Raw genomic sequence first — 20,978 nt, forward strand, 5'->3', positions numbered from 1 at the left:
ATTATGTATGCGAAAAAAGCAAAAATATACGGAATGTTAAATACAAGCCGTTTGAGTATTTTATTATTAATCATCGCATTAGCGTCTCTATTTCCTTCTCGCCCTGCCAATGCGATTGCGTATGTAATGCCTGTGAGTATGACCTCTGGAGCTTGGCCTCGTGTTGAGATGGACATTCTTTCTTGGAGTGAAGCAAGTGGTGTTACTAACCCTTGTTATGGATCAACCGAGTGCTGGGTAGGCCCTGATGTTCTGTATGCATCTGGTGCGCCATCGTTGAGTGGATCTTGCTTAGATTATGGTAACTGCATTCGAATTAACCAGTATCGAACAGCGGAAGAAGTCGCAGCGGCTTTTCGTAGTGCAAAAGGAATTCCTTATCGTGCATCGTTTGTCATTGATAGCCCAAATGCGACTTGTATTGGATTATTCTATGTTAACCATAAACCAACCCCGGGAGTTAGGAATGCAATCCAGTGGCCAGGTAGCGTCTGTGGTAAAATTCCACCTACAAATCAAACATGTAGTATTTCTTTGCCTGCTTTTGTTAATCACGGGGCGCTCAGTAACACGAGTTTAAATGGTAAAACAAACTCAGTTTCTGGCAATATCACTTGTACACAGGCGACAAATATCAATTTATTTGCTCGTTCAACCACGGGTGAGCGTTATGTATATTTAAATTCGACTTCTAACTTTTATTCAAATCCATTAATTAATAATCAAAATGGCTGGAATGGCGCGAACATGAACATTTCTGGGAATAATGCGGCGAATTCATTTACATTCACTTCTGAATTACATGCATCAGGAACGGTAACACCTGGGTATTACACTGGAAATGCAGTCGTCATTATTGCATTTAATTAGTTAATCAAAACCTTCTAACCCAATTCACTGACTTGATAGTTGAGTAGCGTATTTTTTAATAAAATACGCTACTTTTATGAATATTAATTAGTTTTGCTTTTCATATCTAGGCACTGATATTTCTTTCAGTGCCTGATTTATCAACCTTATTACTAATAATCCAATCAACGGTTACTGCGACAAAAATATTCACATACCCATACTATCATTGATGATAGTTTTTGATAAAAGGATGAATAATAGCCCTCCAATCAATAAAAAAATCCCTTAAACCGAAGAGTAACGAAAAGTTTAAGGGATAAATGCGCGAGTCTAATTAGAAGTATAAGAAGTAGAAAGTTACAACAAGGTTAACTATTGCGGCAACTGCCATTGGGATTGCCGTCCGTTTTACTATTTGAAACGGTGAAACCCCTGCAATCCCTGCAATTGCAACAATTGCTGCAGTGATAGGTGAAACTGTACGTCCAAAGCTTGTCATGATCTGCATTGGTAAAATGAGCGTCACCACATCCACTTTGAGAAAAGCAGCAATTTTCGGTGTCAATGCAGCAAAAGAGAAGAATGCTGCATTCCCTGAGCCCATTAGGAACGCCGCAAGTGCAAGGATGGCGCTCATAACAATAATCATCGCCCCGATACCAAAGCCAGCATCTTGAGCAGCACTAATTAACGTATCCACCGCTCCACTTTTGAGTAATCCATTTGCGAAAAACTCCCCTGAAACAATCAAAGAAACCACTAAAACAAACTGTTTCCCCATGCCTTCAAAGAACAACATAAAGCTGTCCATGACGGCTTTCGCATCACGTAAACGGACGTATTCAAAAATCAGTGCAATGACAGTGCTGATGATCATCGCAGTGGTGACTTCCAACTTAATGTATGGATGTAATAATGGGCTAAATCCGATAATTAAGATCAATGGAATAACTGGTAACAACGCATAAGACAATGGAACTTTATTACCGCTATCTTCTTTAATAGAATCAATTTTGCTCAAGTCAAAAACAAACCCCTCACGCTTATCCCACCAACGCTGGATAAAGAAATGGGTGATTGCCACTGCGATAATAATAGGGATAGTTACGGGTAATTGATACTGAACAAAGTAAACGGCGGGTTCAATATCTGCTGTTTTCGCTGCCATAATGACATTACCGGAACCGGGTCCATGGTCAATAAATTGGCAACAACCGATAACTGCTAAAGCAGAAAGCGGGCTGATACCTGAACGAATTAATATTGGGTACATAGTCACCATTAGTAGCATCCCCAACCCGGCATGGCTTGGAATGAAAATAACGAGAATTTGCGTTACTAAAAATGAAATCACTAATAACAAATAAGGTGATTTAATAGTCTTTAGTGGCTTTTCAAAAATGGCAAATAATGCGCGACTTGCCCCCACATGCTCCATATAACGGGAGAATCCAGCAATCGCCATTAATGTTAACCCTAGACCTGCTAATCTAGAACTCATGATATCAGTAAAAATTTGGAAGATATCAAAGTACTTAAAATGCGTAGTTTTGTTTTCTGGTAACAATGAATTAAGATCTAAAGATGCGGTTAGGAGCAGCAAAAGCAAGCCCCCTAGCAACAAGACTGGCTGAGGCTTATAACCTCGAGCCAGCAGGTAAACAACCAGCGCTGTAACTAGCGCGGCAATGATTAAACCTGTCATAGAAGAATTCCCCAGTATTGGTGCAGCTTTATTGTTATTGGTTTAATGTTGAAAATGCTTGTGTAATATCGGATATCAAATCATCCACAGACTCCAAGCCAATATGTAAACGAACAAAAGGCCCGTGGCCTTCACGCCAATCTGATGCTGTTCTTGCACCGACTACGTTAGCGGGTAGTGCGAGGCTTTCGAACCCACCCCACGATGCACCGATACCAAACAGGGCTAAAGCATCAATAAAGTTTTCTGTTTGCTTCGCGGTATATTGTTTTTTGAATTCAATGGTTAATAAACCGTTACTACCTTTGCAGTCACGCTTCCATAGATCATGTCGCGGATGAGATGGTAATTCAGGGAACCAGACTTTTTCCACTTCAGGACGCGTTTCCAGCCATTGTGAAATCGCTAACGCGGCTTTGCCATGCGCAGCTAATCGCTGCCCTAAAGTCCGCATTCCTCGTAAAACTAAAGCTGCATCATCGGGGCTACTGGCTTGACCTAAAGCTTCTGGCAAGGCACCAATTTGTTTCCAAGCTTTTTCTGTCGCGACCATAATTCCCATCATCACATCAGAATGCCCGCAGAGGTATTTTGTTGCTGCAATTACAGAAACATCCGCGCCTAATTCTAGTGGGTTATAAAGCCATGCTGAGCTCCAAGTATTATCAACGCCGACAGGGATATCTCGTTCATGTGCGATGCGGCATATTTCGGGTAAATCCAACATTTCATAAAGTAATGAACCTGGGGACTCAACAAAAATAAGCTGTGTATTACTCTGAATTTTTTGTTCAAAATCTGAGCCATCTGTTTTAAAGAAGCTATAGGCAATATTGTTTGGTTTTAAAAAAGCATCGGCAATTTTGCGCACAGGCTCATAAACCGAATCCACAAACAATACATGCCCACCACTATGTACATAGCCCATAATAGTGACGGCAATCGCGGCTAGACCTGTAGGAAATAACTGTGCTCTATAACCTCCTTCTAATTCAGTCACCAAGCTTTCAAGTGCAAATGCTGTTTCTGTACCTCGCGCACCGTAACTTAAAACACGTTCCGTTGCGCGGCGATCGCGAACATCACGCCAGCTTTTAATTGAATCAAAAACAATAGTGCTCGCTCGCATTACTGGTGGATTGATTGGTCCTGATGTTGTAATAGTTTGTCGTCCACTATGTATCAATTTTGTATATTTATTTAATGTCATTATTTATTTCTCCAAATATAGGAATAGATCCCCTGATAATTAAAAGGAAGATTATTTATTTTTAATAATTTTTAATTCATATTATGTATATCAAATTACTTTTCTTTTAAAACATGTCTTATTTAAAAAGATGATCTTCATCATACAAATGAGCATTAATTAAATTAATGAAAACTTAAGAGAAAATTAAGAATTAAAATCGATAGATAATAAACAATAAATAAAAATACAACACATTGATTTTAATGAAATTATAAACACATAAGAAAGCCTTTAATTAACATTAATCTTATTAAGGTGTTTATTTTTATTATTTGTTGCATAAATAAAGAAACTCTCTAACAAATAATTGCTTTTTAATTTTCAATATTATTCTTACACAGGGGAATATTATGGGTACTAGTGTTTTTGATTCGGTATTATTAAAGAACTTATGGTCTACAGAAGAAATGCGAGCTATTTTTTCTGATAAAGTCAGAATGCAAAATTGGCTTGATTACGAAGCAGCATTAGCAATTGAACAAGCTGAATTAGGCTTGATTCCAAAGCAAGCTGCGAAGATCATTGCTGATACAGCAAAACTGGAAAAATTAGATATGGATTTCATCTTAGAGCAAGTGCGTTTAACTCGTCACCCACTTGTTCCAACCATCCGTGGTTTAGAACATGCTTGTCCTGAACATTTTGGTGAATACGTCCACTTTGGCCCCACGACACAAGATGTTATGGACACAGGCTTAGTGCTTCAACTTAAAGAGGCTCATAACGTTTTTTTACGTGATATCAAAATATTAGGGCGTTCTTTATTATCGTTAAGCGAAAAGCATCGCAATACACCAATGGCAGGACGAACCTTAGCCTTACAAGCCTTACCGATTACCTTTGGACACAAAACTGCAATTTGGTTAACGGAATTAGCACGCCATTATCAACGATTAAAAGAAATCGAACCTCGCTTATTCGTTGGTAGCGTTGTTGGCGCTGTTGGAACTAAGGCCTCATTGAGCGACAAAGCAGATGAGCTTGAAGTTCGTGTATTAAATCGGCTCGGTTTAGGCACCCCTGAAATCTCTTGGCAACCCGCTCGCGACCGATTTAGTGAATATGGCATGCTGATTGGTTTAATTAGCGGCACGTTAGGAAAAATTGCCAATGAAATTTTATTATTAGCTCACAATGAAATTGATGAACTTTCAGAGCCTTTTAGTAAAGGTCAAGTTGGCTCCTCAACGATGCCACACAAGCGTAATCCTGCCATTGTCGAAAATGCGGCATGTGTCAGTAATACATTGAAAGCTAATCTTTCAGTGCTTACCGACATGATGAAACACCAACACGAAAGAGATGGTGCGATTTGGAAGATGGAATGGAAAGTGATGCCAGAAATGTGCCTGATGCTTTCGGTGATCTTCGATAACATGAAAACGGTATTAGGGGGATTAAACGTGCATGTCGATAAGATGCGCCAAAATTTAGATATTTTAGGTGGATTTATGCTCGCTGAGCGCGTCATGTTTGCTTTATCAGACAAAGCGGGTAAACAAACTGCCCATGAAATTGTTTATGAAGCTTCTATGTCTGGCCAAGAAGAAGGCATCACTTTTATTGAGGCCATTAACCGTGACACGCGCATTCGTGACCATATAACGCAAGAAGAACTTGATGCCCTATTAGATCCAACGACCTATGTGGGAAATGCTCCTGAACAAGTCACTCGAGTAATAGAACAAACCAAAGCATCCGGTTGGCTTAATGACTAATTCATTTTAGCAAAGTTTAAATCTTTACTTTCTTAAAGCCAGTCAAGTGCTGGCTTTTTCATTCACCGGAGGTATCTATGACATTAAGCCAACAGCTAAGCCAATTTATCACATCCCTATCATTTTCTGATATTCCACCGCAGGTTGTTGAACGCGCCAAGTATCATTTACTCGATACATTAGGCGTTGCACTTGCCGGAAGTCTCCAACAAAGTGCAACACAATGCCGTAAGGGAGTCGCTTATTTACCTGATCATCAAGGAAAAATCCCAATTTGGGGAAGTAACCAAACCGTTTCAACTACCACCGCCGCTTTAGTAAATGGTATTTCTGCACATGCATTAGATTTTGATGATACACACACCGACTCAATCACTCACGGTAGTGCCGTACTTACCCCTATCGCCTTTGCACTCGGCGAACATTTACAAGCAACAACGCAAGAGCTCATTACTGCATGGATTATTGGCTGGGAAGTTGCTGCCAGAGTGGGATTAGCAAGCCACAGCGGGTTCCATCAACGCGGCTTCCATTCTACAGCCATAGCTGGTATTTTTGGCTCGACAGCTTGTGCATCTTCATTACTTAAATTAACTCGGGAACAAACGGTTCATGCTCTTGGACTAACAGGAAGCCAAGCCAGTGGTGTTGCTGAATACCTAACCAATAGCTCGTCTGCAAAATGTTTTCATGCGGGCTGGGCTGCGCAATCAGGCATTATTGCAGCTTGTTTAGCTAAAGGCGGAATGACAGGGCCAGAAACTATTTTTGAAGGGCGCTATAGCCTGTACCAAACACATGGTCTTCGTGAAAATGCGCATCCCGAGCAAGTCACCCAAGACTTAGGTAATATTTGGCAGTTCATGAATGTTTCCATTAAACCCTACCCTGCTTGCCATTTTGCTCATGCCACTGTCGATTGTGGGAGACGATTATTACAACAAGGAATAACCCTCGAGCAAATTGCTAAAGTAGAATGCGTTGTCGATCCCGTTGCAGCTGCCTTAATTTGTGAGCCACCAGAACAAAAATGGGCTCCTCAGAGTGCCTATGCAGCGAAATTTAGCCTCCCGTGGTTGTTTGCCGCAGGCTTTATCGAAGACAAATTAACATTAAGTTTGCTCTCAGCCCAAAATTTACAGCGAACAGATATCCAAAACCTCGCGAAAAAAGTCAGTTATCGTTATCCCACTGAAAATGAAATTCCTTTTCCAACCTATTTTCCCGGCTTAATTTTTGTCACATTAACTAATGGTGAGACAATAACGGAACGACTAGATATCCAATACGGTAACCCACAAAATCCAATGTCGTTGGAGGATATTGTGAGCAAATTTTATGACAATGCAGAGTTGGTAATGAAAAATGAACAAGCTGCGCAGCTTGCTAAAAGTGTATTGTCCTTCGAAACGAAAACTATACAGGCTATCACACAGTTATTGCGTGTCGGTATTTAATAATACCGACTAACGAATAGAAGCCCACACTAAATGGGCTTCTATTTTTCTTTCCCCTTATTATTATTCATTTAACTGAGCAATAATTTGCTGTAAATGAGCAATAGCAACATCATTGAGAGGTTCTTGTGGAAGGATCGGGTCACCAACATTAAATCCTTGAATGTTTAAAGATGCTTTAATACATGATGCTAATGCATATTGCGTAAAAGCTTCGTTGATTTGCCACATTTCTTTCTGTTTTGCTAACGCTGTATCCCAATCCCCTCTAGTGGCCAACTCATATAGTTCAACACATTGTTTTGGCAATACACAGGCAGGACCCGCCATCCAGCCCACGCCACCTAATTTAATGACTAATAAAGGAATATGAGCTGAAGCACTAAAAATTTTAACTCGCTCACCGAAGGTGTTGAGCATTGTTAATAACCTTCCAGTATTACTCGATGCATCTTTAACATATTCGATATTAGGGATATAACTTAATTCATTCAAAAGAGAAATTGACAGCACATCCCCTAATAAACCAGGATTGGTATAGACCGTCATCGATTTTTCAGGAAAAGACTCTGCTATTGTCTGGAAATAACTCAATTGAGCTTTGTCACTCAGAGGGTACATTTTTTGGGATATCAGTACCATACCATCCACACCTAACTTGGCATATTGCTCTGCTTGTGAACACGCATCTGATGTTGAGAAACCGGCGACCCCCGCTAATACGGGTACCCGCCCCGCGGCTTGATCAACCGTAATGCGAACGACTTCATTTCGCAATTCTTGTGACAAATATGCGTATTCACCTGTACTCCCTAACGGACTCAACCCGTGAACTCCGCTCGAAATAAGATGTTCAATTAGATGACGAAGGGATGATTCAAGAATAACCCCTTTAGCTTGGTCAACTGGTGAAACAAGATAAGGAAAAATACCGTGAAAATGGGTCATAATCACTCCTAATTTTAGTTGTTATGGGAGATAACGTCTGTTTGTTCATTTTTTAATGAGTTAAAAAGAATTTGGGCGGCTTTAGTTGGACTTTTTGAGTTGAGGTACAAGTTATATCGAATTGCCGGAAGTGCTGGTAGCCCTTCATCTTCACCGAGTATGCGTAAATCCTCCCCTGAAAGCTCAATTGAACGCGCCATAATGCCCAATCCCGCCCTAACCGCAGCACGTGCACCAGATAATGTTGTTGCCATGTACGCAATTCGCCAAGGTATTTGCTGTTGATCGAGGTGATTGATCATCATCTCACGGTAAGTGCTCGGTTCATCTAGCACAACTAATGGCAGTGGCTGCTCTAAATTAAAGGTAAAATGCTTCCCGCAATACCATAGCGAAGGGGAAACACGTAAGACAATTTTAGGGTAACCAACATGTTCCTCGGTTGAAATGGCCAAATCGAGTTCATTATCCTCTAACATTGACATAAGAAATGGGCTACGTTTGACAATAATATCCATGATCAAATTTGGATAAGCCCCTGAAAATCTGGCTAGTAAATCAGGTAATATGGTATTCGCTGTGTCATCTGGCGAACCAATTTTTAATACCCCGTCAATTTCTTCATAAACTAGCGATAAACATGCCTCATCATTAAGCCGCAGAATACGACGGGCATAGCTCAATAGCTGTGTACCAGAATCTGTCAATGCTTTGTTTCTGCCTTGCCGCACAAATAACTCCTTGCCAATGAGTGACTCCAACCTTTGCATTTGTTGACTCACCGCTGATTGCGTTCGGCAAACAGATTCTGCAGCGGCGGCAAAAGTTGCACCATCAACAACCGCAATAAAAGTACGAAGTAAATCAAGCTCCAAATTAAAAATAGGGCGTTTAGCAGCTGGCATTTTAGTTATCTCTTTTCTTAAGGTATAAGATATCATTAAACAAGAGTGTTTAATTTACATACTAAGAAAAAAGCCTTAAAGAATCTATGTTAGAGCTCAATTGTTTGGCTCTAAATTGTAGCTACTTAATAATAAATTTGGCCACTTGAATATCCGCCATAACACGTTAATCTTGCAGAATTAAGAAAACAAAAAACCGTCGAAGAACAGCGTAGCAGTAAAGGCTTTTTAAGCGCCAGCAGTGAGCACACTATCCAACACGATGAGACCACTCGTGAAAAAGGCTGCTTGCTCAGTGGCAAAAAAGTCACCATTACCGCAGGGAACGACCTGAACGTTAAAGGCTCCTCGGTGGTCGCAGAAAACGATGTCAGCTTAACCGCTGGCAACAAACTGCATGTGGGCGGAGCTGATTGCTCAAAAAGACTTGAACCTCACGGGCGATAGCGTCCAAATCGACCCGGGCTATGATGCCAAACAACAAGAGGTCAGCGTCGAGGCAGCTACAAGGCCTGGCAGTTGATAATTTAGCAGGTGCATTGGCAAATGCCTCGCCGCCGTACTAAGCGACATTGATAAAACAGCAAGTAGATGAAGATAATAAAGCCGCGAATGCCATGGCATATGCTGCGTTATGCGCTGTAGTCGCTGAGCTAAATAATCAATCCGCTGCTGCGGGTGGATTGTGCAATATTCTTTATCCTCTCACCTCTGAGCAGGCATATACTATAAATAATTCGGATTACGTGTAGGCAGCTAGTGAAGATAGCCGAGGAGCATAGATAACTATGTGACTCGGATAGCTGAACGAAGCCAACAACCATGTAATTCGAAGTATGACGAATATACATTCATTATCGAAGCGACGTATATACTCACTCGGAGGTTAATGTGGGTTGAGTTAAGTTGACATGCATTGACTGAAAATGCGGGGGAAAGCCTTGCAAGCACTGGATTTCAGATACAAAAAAAGACGTCGGTTGACGTCTCTTGATGTTCTTATGGTGCGAAGGCCGGACTCGCAAATAAATACTAACAACATGAATTTTAAATAATATATTTTTATTTATTATTTTTATACCCTTAAATATACCCATATTGAAAACATTACACTGATAGATATAAAAATTAGGGCAACACTTGGTTTATACTTTTCAGCCTAAACATGCTAATAAGTCAAAACCATGAAAACGATAAACGAGCTCAAAAAAGAAGCATTAAAATTTCGAGAACTACTTAATAACTGTGATAAATCAAATACGAAACTTGTAATAGATTGCTTTCCGATTATGAGCTGTAAGCTTTCCTCGATGCTTTTAGCATACCATTTTCTAAAAAAATGGCCAAACCTAGAACTAAAAGGTGTCTCCGCAGCAACAGGCAAAGAGGAAGAAATAAGCCATTATTGGCTAGAGATCGACGATATTGTAATCGATATAACTGGCGATCAATACAATATGATTGATGATTGTGAGCTAAACAAAAAGATCATTAAAAATAGACCTTTTCCTTCAGTTCATGTTGAACACATTACTCAAAGCTATCTATATAACCTATTTAAAATTAAAGAGAAAGTTACGTTTACTACCGGGTTTCCAACAGTTAAAAATAGTTTCATAGAAAGAATGGAGATTGGCTATAATCAGCTATTGAATTCTAAAGCTACTTAATCACTTGCAGTTTTTTGAGACATGAAAGTATAAAAAGAGTAATAAGCTGTATTAGTTCTAACCTGATAATGTCCTAATGGTAAAACTAACCTTTTGGTCAAATCTGAAGTAGTGGATGTTTAACATGAGCGAAGATAACTTTATTAATTATAAATAATTTTCAAAAAAAGCCACTTCAATTTTCCATGGTACTTATACAAGCATTTTATAGCCCCGCTGATTTTTCAGATAAATAAACTAAAACGACGAATACACAGAGACTCGTCGTAATAATGTTTCATTCAAGAATACTATCTACACCCGAAGTGCTTCAGAAGCACCTATTTTCAATTAAATATTTGAAATTAAAACAAGTGTATACATAGTTTTTAACTAATTATTGGCTTATATTATTCAAACGAAATTAGGTCCTTCTTCCCTAAAATTACAGATTCAGGAAATAATTTTTGATCAATAATTGCTTCTCTAGCAGTAATTTCATCAGGAACAAAAATGACAACAGCTAAATCTTTCAAAGCTCGCGAACAACAAACATAAAAAAGACGACGAGTACGGTCGAGTACTGACTCTTTGCCTTCTTCAATATTGGCGATATCATTCTTGGAAAGGGGAATGTATTCAAAATATTTTCCATACGAATATTGGCTGAAGCGAGCCTCTTCATCATCAATAACAACCAATACACGCTCAAACTGTGCACCTTTTACACCATGATGAGTAGCAAAAGGTGATTCCTCTGAAAGGTAGCGCCTGTATGCCCAAAGTTCACGTGCATTACATTTTAGATAGTTTTGAACATTTTCGAAGTCATCATTACCATCATTCACAGGTTCATCACGTAAATGATTATCAAAACGCTCATCAAGACGTAGCAGTTCACAGCCTCTAATGTGTAGCAATATATCCCGAACTGTTGCTTGCGATCCTTCTTCCAACAGTGCAAGCAGGTCATTGATGCCTTGTTGTAGTTCATTTAAAACTGCCACCATAGCTTGACCATGCAGTCGTGATGGCTCCAGCTTTGGGCTCTCGTTACGCATAATCGACATAATCTGAAATTGATCGTTTGCCTGAGCCGCAGCAAAAATTGGAAGGATATGCTGGACAAATGGGCGAAGCGGCCAAGCAGACCCATCGTTCACCCCTTCACTCAAGCTCATCGGGGCTTTATCAGTGAGAGCAGCAAATAAATTAGGGAATCCCAGTCGATTAGCTGCCATACGATGTACCAAAACCAGAAGACGAACATCATCTTCGCGCGTATCACTTAACCATTGTTCATCGTTTGTTTCATTTGCAAGGTAACGTCTGACAGATGTGAGATAAGCACCTCGTTCAACATTTGAAGGCAAGATGAAAAGATTCACTGTGCCTGATACAGTCTGTTCAACACCATCTACGATAGTTGTTCGGCCACGAATTTGTTGGAGGCCATCCCCTGAAGCACGAATCGAATTGATAACACCAAGTATAGACGTCGGACATCTGAAATTTTCTGGTTTTGTAATTTCAGACCATCCATCACTTAATGTAATGGCACCAGCTCCGCTCATATAGATTTTCTGCATCGGATCACCAAAAAATCCTATGCACATGTCAGGATTGTCATTAGAAATAGTTCGAAGCGCAGAGATCACATCAGGATCGGTATCCTGACTTTCATCGACAAAAACAAATGGAAAGCGCTTGGCTACAATCCTTCTCAAAAGTGGATGAGCCTCAATACAAGCAGGTACGAGTTTAAGAATATCATCGTGCCCTAAAATACCCTTTGTATAGTTACTTCCTGTTCCGTAAATAAATTTATCAACATCATCAATGCACTCAAGTTGAGCAGAGAGATAGGCAATTTCATCTTCAAGGCGGGATTTTGTTTTAGCTTGTGTTCTGGGTCTATCATAATGGGCTTGCTTTTCAGCTATTTTTTCATGGATTCTCGTTACAACCCACTTTGCGATATCTAAATGAAAAGGTCGGATGACCGACCAAAGAAAGCTATGAATAGTTGAAATATGAAATAACTGTGAGTTACCAACGTCAGCGGCAATCTCACCAACAGCTACTTCAGTATACGTTATACAGGATATTTTTTGCCCGGCACGACGTAAAGCAGAACCACGGGTATCAGCCAAATGTGCCAGGGCTTTAATGAGAGATGTTGTTTTACCTGAACCAGCACCAGCCACCATGACAAATGAACGTGGTGGCGAGCTATCCAGACAAACACGAACATCAATATCTGCCTGTGTATCAGGGCTACCAATGCGACTGGTCATGCACCCCTCCCACCATCTGTTTCAGCCAGAACGACGGACATATCTTCAACATCCTCTTCCTGATCTTCTACAGTTTCTAATTCCGGTGGGGCTATTTCAGCTTCAAGCCATTTTAATCCTTCAGCAATGTATGTTGGGACAGACCATTCATCCGGTTTTTTAAGAAGTAAATTCAGAGCAAAATCAGTTTTACTGAAGCTTTTTGATTGCACGCGCTTGTGAATGCGCTGGGCCAGTTGCAGTAGATCCATACTTACAGCTCTGGCAATGCGTAGCTTGAGTGGCTTACAGCTCACATCTTGACACCAGGACAGATTTTCAAGTGCAAAAGCTTCCTCTAAAGTACGACCAGCAAGTGCCTGTGTTTCCTCTTTCCATGTAACATTTGTCTGGCACTGGTAAGCAACACGAACCAAAGCGTCACACTCAGTTGTGCGGCTTTGTATTTTCATTTCCTCCGTTGCTTCCCATAAAGCGGCAACAGAGTCACATTTCGGCAACCATTGCCGAAGTGTTTGATTAGAGGTCATAGCTCCAGGGTGACTGGCGATACAAGACTTTCCTGGTGTTTCTGTGTTGGCCTGTTCTTCCTCATCATCGTCAAGCTCCTCGCCATCATCATTCGCAGCCGAATTTTCTGCAAGGCCATCTAACTCATCTGTTCGAGCTTCTGTTGCATCTTGTACTGGAGGGGTACAGTACACACTATCCAGATCAGTAATAATGAGTGTAGTAATCCCAAGATATTCAATTAGTTTTTGGAAGCGGTAACCAAAAGCACCGCCAATCTCGAGGACTGTAAGGTAAGAGGATTTTAATCTAGGTGCGGCGGTAGCAATCATTTGCGGGAGCAGTAACCGCTCAACATTACCTTCTACAAGCACAGCCCCGTCGGCAAAAAACAAATCACAATGGGTCAGCTTCAAGTAACGCTCAAGAAAGTCTCGAATTTCAGGATCAGTATTATCATAAAAAACAGAGAGATTGAGCACATCTGTTGCGGACATATTTGATGAACGCTTCCGCCGAAAGTAACGGATCGGCCGAAAACCACGTTCGTAAAGAATATGAGTTGAATGAGAAGTAACCACCACTTGAGTGGTATAGTGAATAAGCTCCTTACTCCCCATGGCAAGAAGGTCCATTATCTTGCGTATAAAAGCCTGCTGTAACTGTGCATGGAGATGAGCTTCTGGTTCTTCAATAAAAATCAGGTGAACTGGTGGTCGATTCTCTTCTATTGCTAACCATTGATTGTGGATGTCGAGTAATTCAACAACCATAAAGATCAGATTCTTAAAACCAAGCCCGTTATAACTATCGGGTAGTGTTGGTGGGGTAGGATTACCGTCATCCTCCCCCAGCGCATAATGTATTACGGCCCCATTTTGGTTGTTCATGATCTGCGCTGGGTCTAAGGCTGAACGAATCATCATGCGTGGATTTGAAAGTCCAGGGTATCCGAGTTTCGCCAGACTTTTCAGCGTAGGTGCAAAAACACGTTCAAGATGCTGATTGAAAGCTGATTCAGATGCCGCTAAAGCAATTAATGCTTCGTAATCTTCACCTTTTTGTTCAAGATTTCGTCCGTAAAAACGGCTGAGAACACGAGAAAGATCCTCCGAACGAGAACCTCCGGAACCATCTGAAAGATGACGCTGAGCATTCAAAAAGTTGATTTGGATAAGGCTGTTCAGTATTTCGCGGCCACTTCGATCACGCCCTGTGAGCGGAGTAGGCTCATAGCCTTCCTCGGATATCATTTCCGCATTGAAACGTGCGGGATCAAGAACAAAATAGCGGAGTTCATATTCATCATTGAGTCTATCGCGAAGATATTCCCACAGATTACGAGGTGAAGGATCGTATTTGGGAGTTCCATTTTCATCTTTGGGTGTGGCATCGATAGCAAGCTGACGTACTGCGAGGAAGCGCGAACGGATTTCTTCAGGATTGATGGGGGAAAAAGCAATGCGCATTCCAACTAGAGAACCTGACCACGATAGGCTGGGTAGAAGATCGACTACACGATGAACATCGTTCGGTGTTACTTCAAACCAAATATCAAGTTCCAGTGAAGGTAGCGACGCAGCATCCGCCCCTTCTCCAAATGTGACAATGTCAGTCCAACATTCAGCATTGAAGTCATGAATATTGAATCGGCTTTTACCGGTGAATAGTTGAAGTGCATGACCGACAGAAGTCTTACCACTGTTATTCGCCCCTACAAAAATTGAAATGTCTGAAGCAAGATCGATTACAACATCGTGTAGCCTTCTGAAATTACGGACTGCCAGCTTTCTCAAATACATATTTATAATCTCTTAATCATAGATTGTCAGAAATAAAAATAGCAATAATTTCAATTTAATAACTAAAATATTGAGTTTTTTCCTGCAAATATATCAGCTCCCGTCATGATCCCATTTAGCGCTTTGGACGAGTCTTCCTATTAATTTTTTAATATGCACGCATACTTTTTTAACTTTCCTAATAAACCCTGTACATTATTTTCAATAAACAAATACCCTTTGATAGATTATCTTCAGACAATGAAACCAAATAGATAGACCAAGAGAATATGTTCATAGTTAACCTGATTATCCACAAATATATTCGATAATGTAGTTCAGAGAACTTTATCTGTGAACATTATCTCTATACAGTAGTTTCACTTATATTTTAAGAACAAACCCTGTAAACATATTACTTATTCCATTGCCTGTATTCAGTGAGTTTTTTAGCAAATTAATTTCAGAGAAAATATTAACAAGATACTCATTAATTGTACGAACATCTTTTCCATACAGCTCAGCAATTGATGATTGAGATAACCACAGCGTATACGACTCAAAGAGGCATTCGACGTGAGTTTGACCATCTTCATTGCGGAACAAAACAAATTCACCCGGTGGTGCATCAAGAAGATTATCATTCACCAAATTGCCTCCGCTTTCTATACGTTATGGATAAACTATGAACAACAATATAGCATATTTATCAAAAAAATAAGGCCACCAGTAAATAGGTAGTAAGCACATCATTTTATGCAAAAACAATGTGCTACTATTATCTATATTCTTTCTCTGCAAGAAAAATGCTCGTGCATCTTTTCAGTCATCACCCACAGCGCCTTATTCAATTTAATATCACCATCAATACCATTCACTGAACGAGTACGAGCACGCTTGCCTTTCGCATTCCTACCCGATAATCCACCCTTAATTAAATTCTCCTGTAACCGTTGATATACCGTCCAAAGATCATCTTTCTTATCTTCCCAACGGCGAGGCTGTAACACTTGTTCTTCGGTAATCGGTTGATGTTGCTCACCAAAGCGATAAGTCAAAGCCGCATGCGCTAAGGCTTGCTGTGCTGGTGGAGGTAACATGAGAGATTGCATTTTTTCACGTTTTTCGGCCACCGTATCAAACGTTTCAAGTACCTCATATGCTCCTTCAATCACCTTGCCTACCACATCACCTTTATGGGGCACTCGCACTTCACCAAAGGTATCACCGCAAACTAAACCATTTTGACACACCGCTCTAAATAATCCCGGCAACATTTGATAACTGCTTGAGCCATCATGGCTGTTAAGTAAGATAATTTCAGGCACTTGGATTCCTGTGATTTGATCATGTCGCCTGAGTCGTAGCATGTGCTTAGTATGCTCTCGACGACTGGTATCACGTACCCGCGTCTGACAAGCAAAGAACGGATAAAAACCTTCTTTTTGAAGGCTATCGAGTAAGGTAATGGTTGGGATGTAAGTATATCGGTCACTTCTGGATTCGTGTTTTTCTTCTGAGAAAACACTCGGTACAGTACGAAATAATTCTTCTGTAGTTAACGGGCGGTCGCGACGAATGCTATTCGCCGCACCAAAGCGAGAAGCTAAACGAGTCATAATGAATTTCCTTGAATATAAATAAGATAGGTAAAACTGAAAGAATGAATTAAGAGAGAGTTAATCGATAAGATGGAAAATGGTTGAACTTTCAGGGTGTTGAATAGCGTAATCACGAAGCTGGTAGAAACGCTCGACGAGTAGCTCACTTTCCGTTCTAAATGACCACTGGCTATACAGCATCAAACAAACAGCCACACCTGCCGCTTCAGGGCTGAGACTCGCTTCGTTGCCATTATGCATATTGAATAGCGTGAGTTTTTCATGGTCCAAATCAGGATAAATAAATGCACCGCCGTTGGGTAATGTGCAGTATTCTCAATAGCCGCCAGTGTACTCATCACAAAACTGCCCCATGATAGTGAAAATCACCACTTCAAACGTGGCGAAACCCTTTACTGTGCCGAAGTGACTTTGCCAGAAATTTGAACGGGCAGAAAGTGGAACAACAGTAGCTTGCATAAGTGTGTCGGGTTTTGAGGCTGAATAAGGGGATGACATGTGATATCTCCATGTAATAATTGAATAATAAATAGGCTGAGGGGTATAAATAAGAATAAAAATGCGTTTGGTAAATAACGTGAAGCAGTGCGTTTTACATTAGATGCCAGAGAAGGGAGTCATTGATAAACAAAATAAGGTAGCCTGCTATGTTGAGCAGGCCATAAAAGATTAAGGTAAAATAAGAATGATTATTTGAAATTAAATGTCCATGTACCTTGGTTAGTATCAACAGCCACTTCGAGCACATTACAGGGTGTTCCCGCTCGTTTTCCTGTGAAAATACGTTCATAGGTGCTGCCAAAATTCAGCCTAATGGGCTTCCAAGGGAGATACTCTGCATCTTTACAATTGCCTCGATTAACGATGATTTTCTTGATAATCACACTATCGACATTCGAAGTAATATACACTTTACTGTATGTACGCCCTGCATTACTGGGGCCTGATTTGAGTTGAATCGGTGCTTGTTCAGCATAGACGGAAAAAGCACTGAGCCCTAATAAGAGCGCACAAAGTTGTTTTTTCATAATTATTGTCCTAGTCGTAAATAGAAGAGTAATAGAAAAGAAGGCCATAGCCGTATCTGGCAAATGATGCAATATGGCTCATTTGCCATCATGAGGTATGACTAAAGGAAAAATTCAGCGAGACAACCATCATCACCAAATTCAGGAAGAACTGATGCAGCGCCATTAAGCGTAAAAGTCACGGGCTCACCTTCATCACTGGACACTGTAACTTGTTTAGCTGTACGTAAATTATACCAAGCTGAGGCTAGATGACTTGAGCCCGCTCGGCTTGCGCTTTCACTGATTTGAGCCGTCTCCTCCCCGTCAAATTTCATTTCCAAATATTGCCCCGTATCCATACGGGTTTGATGACCATTGCTATCCGTAAACATAATTTGAATGGGTTTATCCCCTTTGTCTTCACAAGACAGATAAAGCTGAGACTGGCCCTGCCCCAGAATGACAAACTCGGTCACGCCTTGTGTTTTGTTACTCATCCAAGTGTGTTGGTTACCAAAAGCGTGAGTAAATGTCGGTGTTAAAGCCGAAATAAAAAATGCAGAAATAATGAGTTTTGTTTTCATGATATTTTCCAATTAGCTATTTTTCCTATTCAGATATAGGACCGTAAGAACTCATTAATGCGAACAAAGAGTGAGCTCTAAATAAGAGACTGATGGTTTTCCATTCTTAATAACGTGACAAAGCCTGCGACTTATCGCATTGATTTTTATAAGTAAATTTAATTCATTGATACCTCTGAGAGATTGTATAGCCATCATTTCCGTATGGATAATGAAAAAAACCGATCGGTTCGATCGACAAATTCGATCATGACAACGTAAAATCATTTATATATAGGTTAGTATTTCAGGGATGCAATTGAATTAATTGAAGAAAAATGACCAAACAGAGCGCGCTGCTTGAGCGATATGATGAGTTGTTGATTTGAGAGCATGTCGAGCGACTTGGGGAAGTGGAGCGAAATCAATCACGCGCTCAATGATATCTACGACCGTATCACCGAAAGAGCTACGTGCATGATTGATAACCGTTGTGGTCTGATAGGCATTTTGTAGATGTGGGATTAAGGGACTACGTGCCTGCTTTGGGAGACGAGTAATAATCGCCTCCACCAATTGGGGGAGATGATATCGGCCTTTAACAGATATCGGAATGATGGAATCTGCAGAGATATGCATTTGTTTGGCGATAGCATGTCGTTTCAATGTGATATGAGCTTGCTGCTGTTTTGAAGGTTGTGCGGATGCCCAGTGCCACTGCTCTACAGGCTCTATCTTATCAACTTGATTCAAAATCCAAGTAATAGCCGGTAGCTCTCCGTTATACTCCGTGAATACTGTTTGATAAAACTGTTCTTCAATAGAAAATGCGCGATCATCAGCTTTCAGAACCCAAAGCACCATATCGAGTTTAGGTATCCACTCACGATAGAGTTCACGATATTCCTCGTCACGCGCTTGGCTTTCCCCCACTCCAGGCAAATCAACTAACGTTAATGTATGCCGTCCAAAGCGTAATTTGATCTGTTGGGGCTGCCGAGTACAAGCTTCAACAGCATTGACAGCACAAACTTGACTGCGAAATAAGGCATTACACAGACTGGATTTCCCGACACCTGTCTTGCCCATGATACCAATCACAGGCTGATAGGTAACAAGCTGATTGAGCTCTTTTAATAAGGTTTGGCGCAGTGAACGAGGGTAGCGTCGCAGATGTCGGCGAATAAGGGCATAGCCCGATAATTTTTTCATATTAACCTCAAAATAAATCAGCCATCACAATGAATGGCTGGTGGTTATTGAGATATCAAGGATGAGATATCACTAAAATGATATATATCTGAAAAAATTTTAAATTAGCCATTGAATATAAATAGAAAGACTACCCTTTTTTATCATACTCACGCTCTATCAAGGCATTGACGACTTCCTTTTTTGACATCAAATTAAAGCGTTTTTTAAGTGCTTCTAACTTTGGAATATTTTCCTTTTTAATATCAAAATGCACATCAACATAACCTTCTTTATTCCTTCTATTTTTCCAAGAGGAAAGCGCATTAGCCATTTTCATTTTTAAATTTTCAGCCGCAAGAATACCGTTTCTTGATGATAAAAATAAATAGTCAAAAAAAGCGATTATAATATCTTTTTTTCCAATGAGCTCTTTCTTACCTAAAAGAATAAAAGCATCAATATGCTCAGGCAATATAAAAACATCAATCGTATTTATACCTAATTCTTGTATGTAATTAAAACAATAGTCTATTTCAACTGGGCTGTTAATTTTAGAAACCCATATAAAGGCCGAATGATCCGTGATATGATACCAATCATCCATTAGTAATTTGATGTTATTTTTACTATCATCATAATCATCATAAGAACTTACCATTTTATCAAACCATGAAATTATTGAATAATACATCGAACCAGAATTTAGATTTATATAATCTTCATTTTTTAGTTTATTTATTTCTCTTTCATTTTCTTTTGAGTAAATTATTAAAATATTAAGCAACAACCAATAACAGGCACGATCACTGTTCTTTATCCACGAAAAATACTGTTCTTCAAATGCTAAATTCAGAAAATCATCCTGCATGTCATTCATTAAATTTTCCACATTTATTTTATGTATAAAAAGCTTATCTAATGCATTCTGAATCTTAATCTTTATATCTTTTAAATTCTTATAGTTAACACCTGATATATACTTACAACTTTTTATATCTTCCTGCAAATAATTAAGATAATAAATTAACTCTCTTTCGCTTCCTTGCAATAGTCTATTGCAATCGTATTTCAATTGTTTACTACTTTCATTTGAATTCATTACACCCACCAAATCACGCCGTGATAATGACAAGATATTACCATTAAAATTTCATGATTTATACTTATTTTTCACATCAAATTTCCATGATTTATTCATGACTAATTTTAATGAAAACAAGCTAAAGCCCAGGTATTCCATCACAAAAAATGCTTTTTATGGGAGAAAACAATTCTAATGTAGTACCTACTTGTCATCAAGGAGCGCTTAGTCAAAGTCTGAACATTCAAAGCACTCAAATCCTAGGTAAGTCAATCAATGCTTTTCCTATCCATTTTTTAGTTAAAATATTTCATTAAGGTTAATTAGTATTATTTAATAAAGAAGGTAATTGACTAATCTATCTACCCCAAATAATGGTGAATTCAATCTAGTTGCTTATTCACTACCATTACTATGAATAATAATTATCAGAT

At 39.7% G+C, this 20,978-nt stretch carries 15 protein-coding genes and 3 pseudogenes; 5 read left to right on the forward strand and 13 right to left on the reverse strand.

The features are described 5' to 3' along the window. Positions 1–3: 3 nt before the first annotated feature. On the forward strand, positions 4–870 hold the full coding sequence (locus tag ACU696_RS20720) for an MrpH family fimbial adhesin (RefSeq protein ID WP_004907580.1): 867 nt from the start codon (positions 4–6) through the stop codon (positions 868–870). Positions 871–1,186: 316 nt separating this feature from the next. On the opposite strand, the gene dcuC is transcribed toward ACU696_RS20720, so the two are convergent. Both dcuC and metC read right to left on the reverse strand, forming a co-directional pair. After that, positions 1,187–2,557: a C4-dicarboxylate transporter DcuC gene (gene dcuC, locus ACU696_RS20725; RefSeq protein WP_004907576.1), complete on the reverse strand. Its 1,371-nt coding sequence runs from the start codon at positions 2,555–2,557 to the stop codon at positions 1,187–1,189. A 34-nt stretch (positions 2,558–2,591) separates the two neighbouring features. After that, complete coding sequence (metC, locus tag ACU696_RS20730; RefSeq protein WP_447343218.1) at positions 2,592–3,767, reverse strand: cystathionine beta-lyase; 1,176 nt, start codon at positions 3,765–3,767, stop codon at positions 2,592–2,594. Positions 3,768–4,159: 392 nt separating this feature from the next. Between metC and purB the strand changes: the two genes are divergently transcribed. Continuing rightward, on the forward strand, positions 4,160–5,527 hold the full coding sequence (gene purB / locus ACU696_RS20735; RefSeq protein WP_109912793.1) for an adenylosuccinate lyase: 1,368 nt from the start codon (positions 4,160–4,162) through the stop codon (positions 5,525–5,527). A 77-nt stretch (positions 5,528–5,604) separates the two neighbouring features. Continuing rightward, entirely contained in the window at positions 5,605–6,984 is a 1,380-nt protein-coding gene (locus ACU696_RS20740; RefSeq protein WP_004907570.1) for an MmgE/PrpD family protein, read from the forward strand. 63 nt (positions 6,985–7,047) lie between these two features. On the opposite strand, the gene ACU696_RS20745 is transcribed toward ACU696_RS20740, so the two are convergent. Further along, a complete protein-coding gene (locus tag ACU696_RS20745) occupies positions 7,048–7,932 on the reverse strand; it encodes a dihydrodipicolinate synthase family protein (RefSeq protein WP_117162619.1) in 885 nt (294 codons plus the stop codon). A gap of 14 nt (positions 7,933–7,946) precedes the next feature. Further along, the gene (locus ACU696_RS20750) at positions 7,947–8,837 is read right to left on the reverse strand and encodes a LysR family transcriptional regulator (protein ID WP_004907568.1); all 891 of its coding nucleotides are present in this window, start codon (positions 8,835–8,837) and stop codon (positions 7,947–7,949) included. 234 nt (positions 8,838–9,071) lie between these two features. Between ACU696_RS20750 and ACU696_RS20755 the strand changes: the two are divergent. Both ACU696_RS20755 and ACU696_RS20760 read left to right on the forward strand, forming a co-directional pair. Further along, a pseudogene (locus ACU696_RS20755) lies at positions 9,072–9,284 on the forward strand (hemagglutinin repeat-containing protein); the annotation flags it as partial. 737 nt (positions 9,285–10,021) lie between these two features. Next, positions 10,022–10,507, forward strand: coding sequence for a hypothetical protein (locus ACU696_RS20760; protein WP_213913708.1), 486 nt, complete (start codon positions 10,022–10,024; stop codon positions 10,505–10,507). Positions 10,508–10,896: 389 nt separating this feature from the next. On the opposite strand, the gene ACU696_RS20765 is transcribed toward ACU696_RS20760, so the two are convergent. The 9 genes and pseudogenes from ACU696_RS20765 to ACU696_RS20805 form a co-directional block, all read right to left on the reverse strand. Beyond that, positions 10,897–12,783 carry a UvrD-helicase domain-containing protein gene (locus ACU696_RS20765; protein WP_213913710.1) on the reverse strand — a complete coding sequence of 629 codons (1,887 nt, stop codon included), beginning with the start codon at positions 12,781–12,783 and terminating at the stop codon, positions 10,897–10,899. Next, positions 12,780–15,095 (reverse strand): ATP-dependent nuclease, encoded by a 2,316-nt coding sequence (locus ACU696_RS20770; RefSeq protein WP_213913711.1) that lies wholly within the window; start codon positions 15,093–15,095, stop codon positions 12,780–12,782. Before ACU696_RS20770 ends, ACU696_RS20765 begins: the two co-directional genes overlap by 4 nt. Before the next feature lie 420 nt (positions 15,096–15,515). After that, positions 15,516–15,722 (reverse strand): annotated as a pseudogene (locus ACU696_RS20775) (hydroxyacid dehydrogenase); the annotation flags it as partial. A 134-nt stretch (positions 15,723–15,856) separates the two neighbouring features. Further along, positions 15,857–16,693, reverse strand: a complete 837-nt coding sequence (locus ACU696_RS20780; protein ID WP_213913713.1) for a DUF932 domain-containing protein — start codon at positions 16,691–16,693, stop codon at positions 15,857–15,859. Positions 16,694–16,753: 60 nt separating this feature from the next. After that, positions 16,754–17,155 (reverse strand): annotated as a pseudogene (locus ACU696_RS20785) (antirestriction protein). 230 nt (positions 17,156–17,385) lie between these two features. Next, entirely contained in the window at positions 17,386–17,724 is a 339-nt protein-coding gene (locus ACU696_RS20790; protein ID WP_129466563.1) for a hypothetical protein, read from the reverse strand. Between the two features lie 101 nt (positions 17,725–17,825). Continuing rightward, positions 17,826–18,290, reverse strand: a complete 465-nt coding sequence (locus tag ACU696_RS20795; RefSeq protein WP_129466565.1) for a hypothetical protein — start codon at positions 18,288–18,290, stop codon at positions 17,826–17,828. A 303-nt stretch (positions 18,291–18,593) separates the two neighbouring features. Next, on the reverse strand, positions 18,594–19,481 hold the full coding sequence (locus ACU696_RS20800) for a GTPase family protein (RefSeq protein WP_213913715.1): 888 nt from the start codon (positions 19,479–19,481) through the stop codon (positions 18,594–18,596). Between the two features lie 130 nt (positions 19,482–19,611). Next, the gene (locus ACU696_RS20805; RefSeq protein WP_213913717.1) at positions 19,612–20,562 is read right to left on the reverse strand and encodes a hypothetical protein; all 951 of its coding nucleotides are present in this window, start codon (positions 20,560–20,562) and stop codon (positions 19,612–19,614) included. Positions 20,563–20,978: the final 416 nt, after the last annotated feature.

This window comes from Providencia sp. PROV_01 (genome assembly GCF_053098325.1).

What these genes read in the sequence shown, in the direction of transcription:
- ACU696_RS20765 (WP_213913710.1), bottom strand. Translation starts at nt 12,783, where the DNA reads ATGACCAGTCGCATTGGTAGCCCTGATACACAGGCAGATATTGATGTT.
- ACU696_RS20800 (WP_213913715.1), bottom strand. Translation starts at nt 19,481, where the DNA reads ATGAAAAAATTATCGGGCTATGCCCTTATTCGCCGACATCTGCGACGC.
- ACU696_RS20780 (WP_213913713.1), bottom strand. Translation starts at nt 16,693, where the DNA reads ATGACTCGTTTAGCTTCTCGCTTTGGTGCGGCGAATAGCATTCGTCGC.
- ACU696_RS20805 (WP_213913717.1), bottom strand. Translation starts at nt 20,562, where the DNA reads ATGAATTCAAATGAAAGTAGTAAACAATTGAAATACGATTGCAATAGA.
- dcuC (WP_004907576.1), bottom strand. Translation starts at nt 2,557, where the DNA reads ATGACAGGTTTAATCATTGCCGCGCTAGTTACAGCGCTGGTTGTTTAC.
- ACU696_RS20760 (WP_213913708.1), top strand. Translation starts at nt 10,022, where the DNA reads ATGAAAACGATAAACGAGCTCAAAAAAGAAGCATTAAAATTTCGAGAA.
- ACU696_RS20795 (WP_129466565.1), bottom strand. Translation starts at nt 18,290, where the DNA reads ATGAAAACAAAACTCATTATTTCTGCATTTTTTATTTCGGCTTTAACA.
- ACU696_RS20745 (WP_117162619.1), bottom strand. Translation starts at nt 7,932, where the DNA reads ATGACCCATTTTCACGGTATTTTTCCTTATCTTGTTTCACCAGTTGAC.
- metC (WP_447343218.1), bottom strand. Translation starts at nt 3,767, where the DNA reads ATGACATTAAATAAATATACAAAATTGATACATAGTGGACGACAAACT.
- ACU696_RS20790 (WP_129466563.1), bottom strand. Translation starts at nt 17,724, where the DNA reads ATGAAAAAACAACTTTGTGCGCTCTTATTAGGGCTCAGTGCTTTTTCC.
- ACU696_RS20720 (WP_004907580.1), top strand. Translation starts at nt 4, where the DNA reads ATGTATGCGAAAAAAGCAAAAATATACGGAATGTTAAATACAAGCCGT.
- ACU696_RS20740 (WP_004907570.1), top strand. Translation starts at nt 5,605, where the DNA reads ATGACATTAAGCCAACAGCTAAGCCAATTTATCACATCCCTATCATTT.
- purB (WP_109912793.1), top strand. Translation starts at nt 4,160, where the DNA reads ATGGGTACTAGTGTTTTTGATTCGGTATTATTAAAGAACTTATGGTCT.
- ACU696_RS20750 (WP_004907568.1), bottom strand. Translation starts at nt 8,837, where the DNA reads ATGCCAGCTGCTAAACGCCCTATTTTTAATTTGGAGCTTGATTTACTT.
- ACU696_RS20770 (WP_213913711.1), bottom strand. Translation starts at nt 15,095, where the DNA reads ATGTATTTGAGAAAGCTGGCAGTCCGTAATTTCAGAAGGCTACACGAT.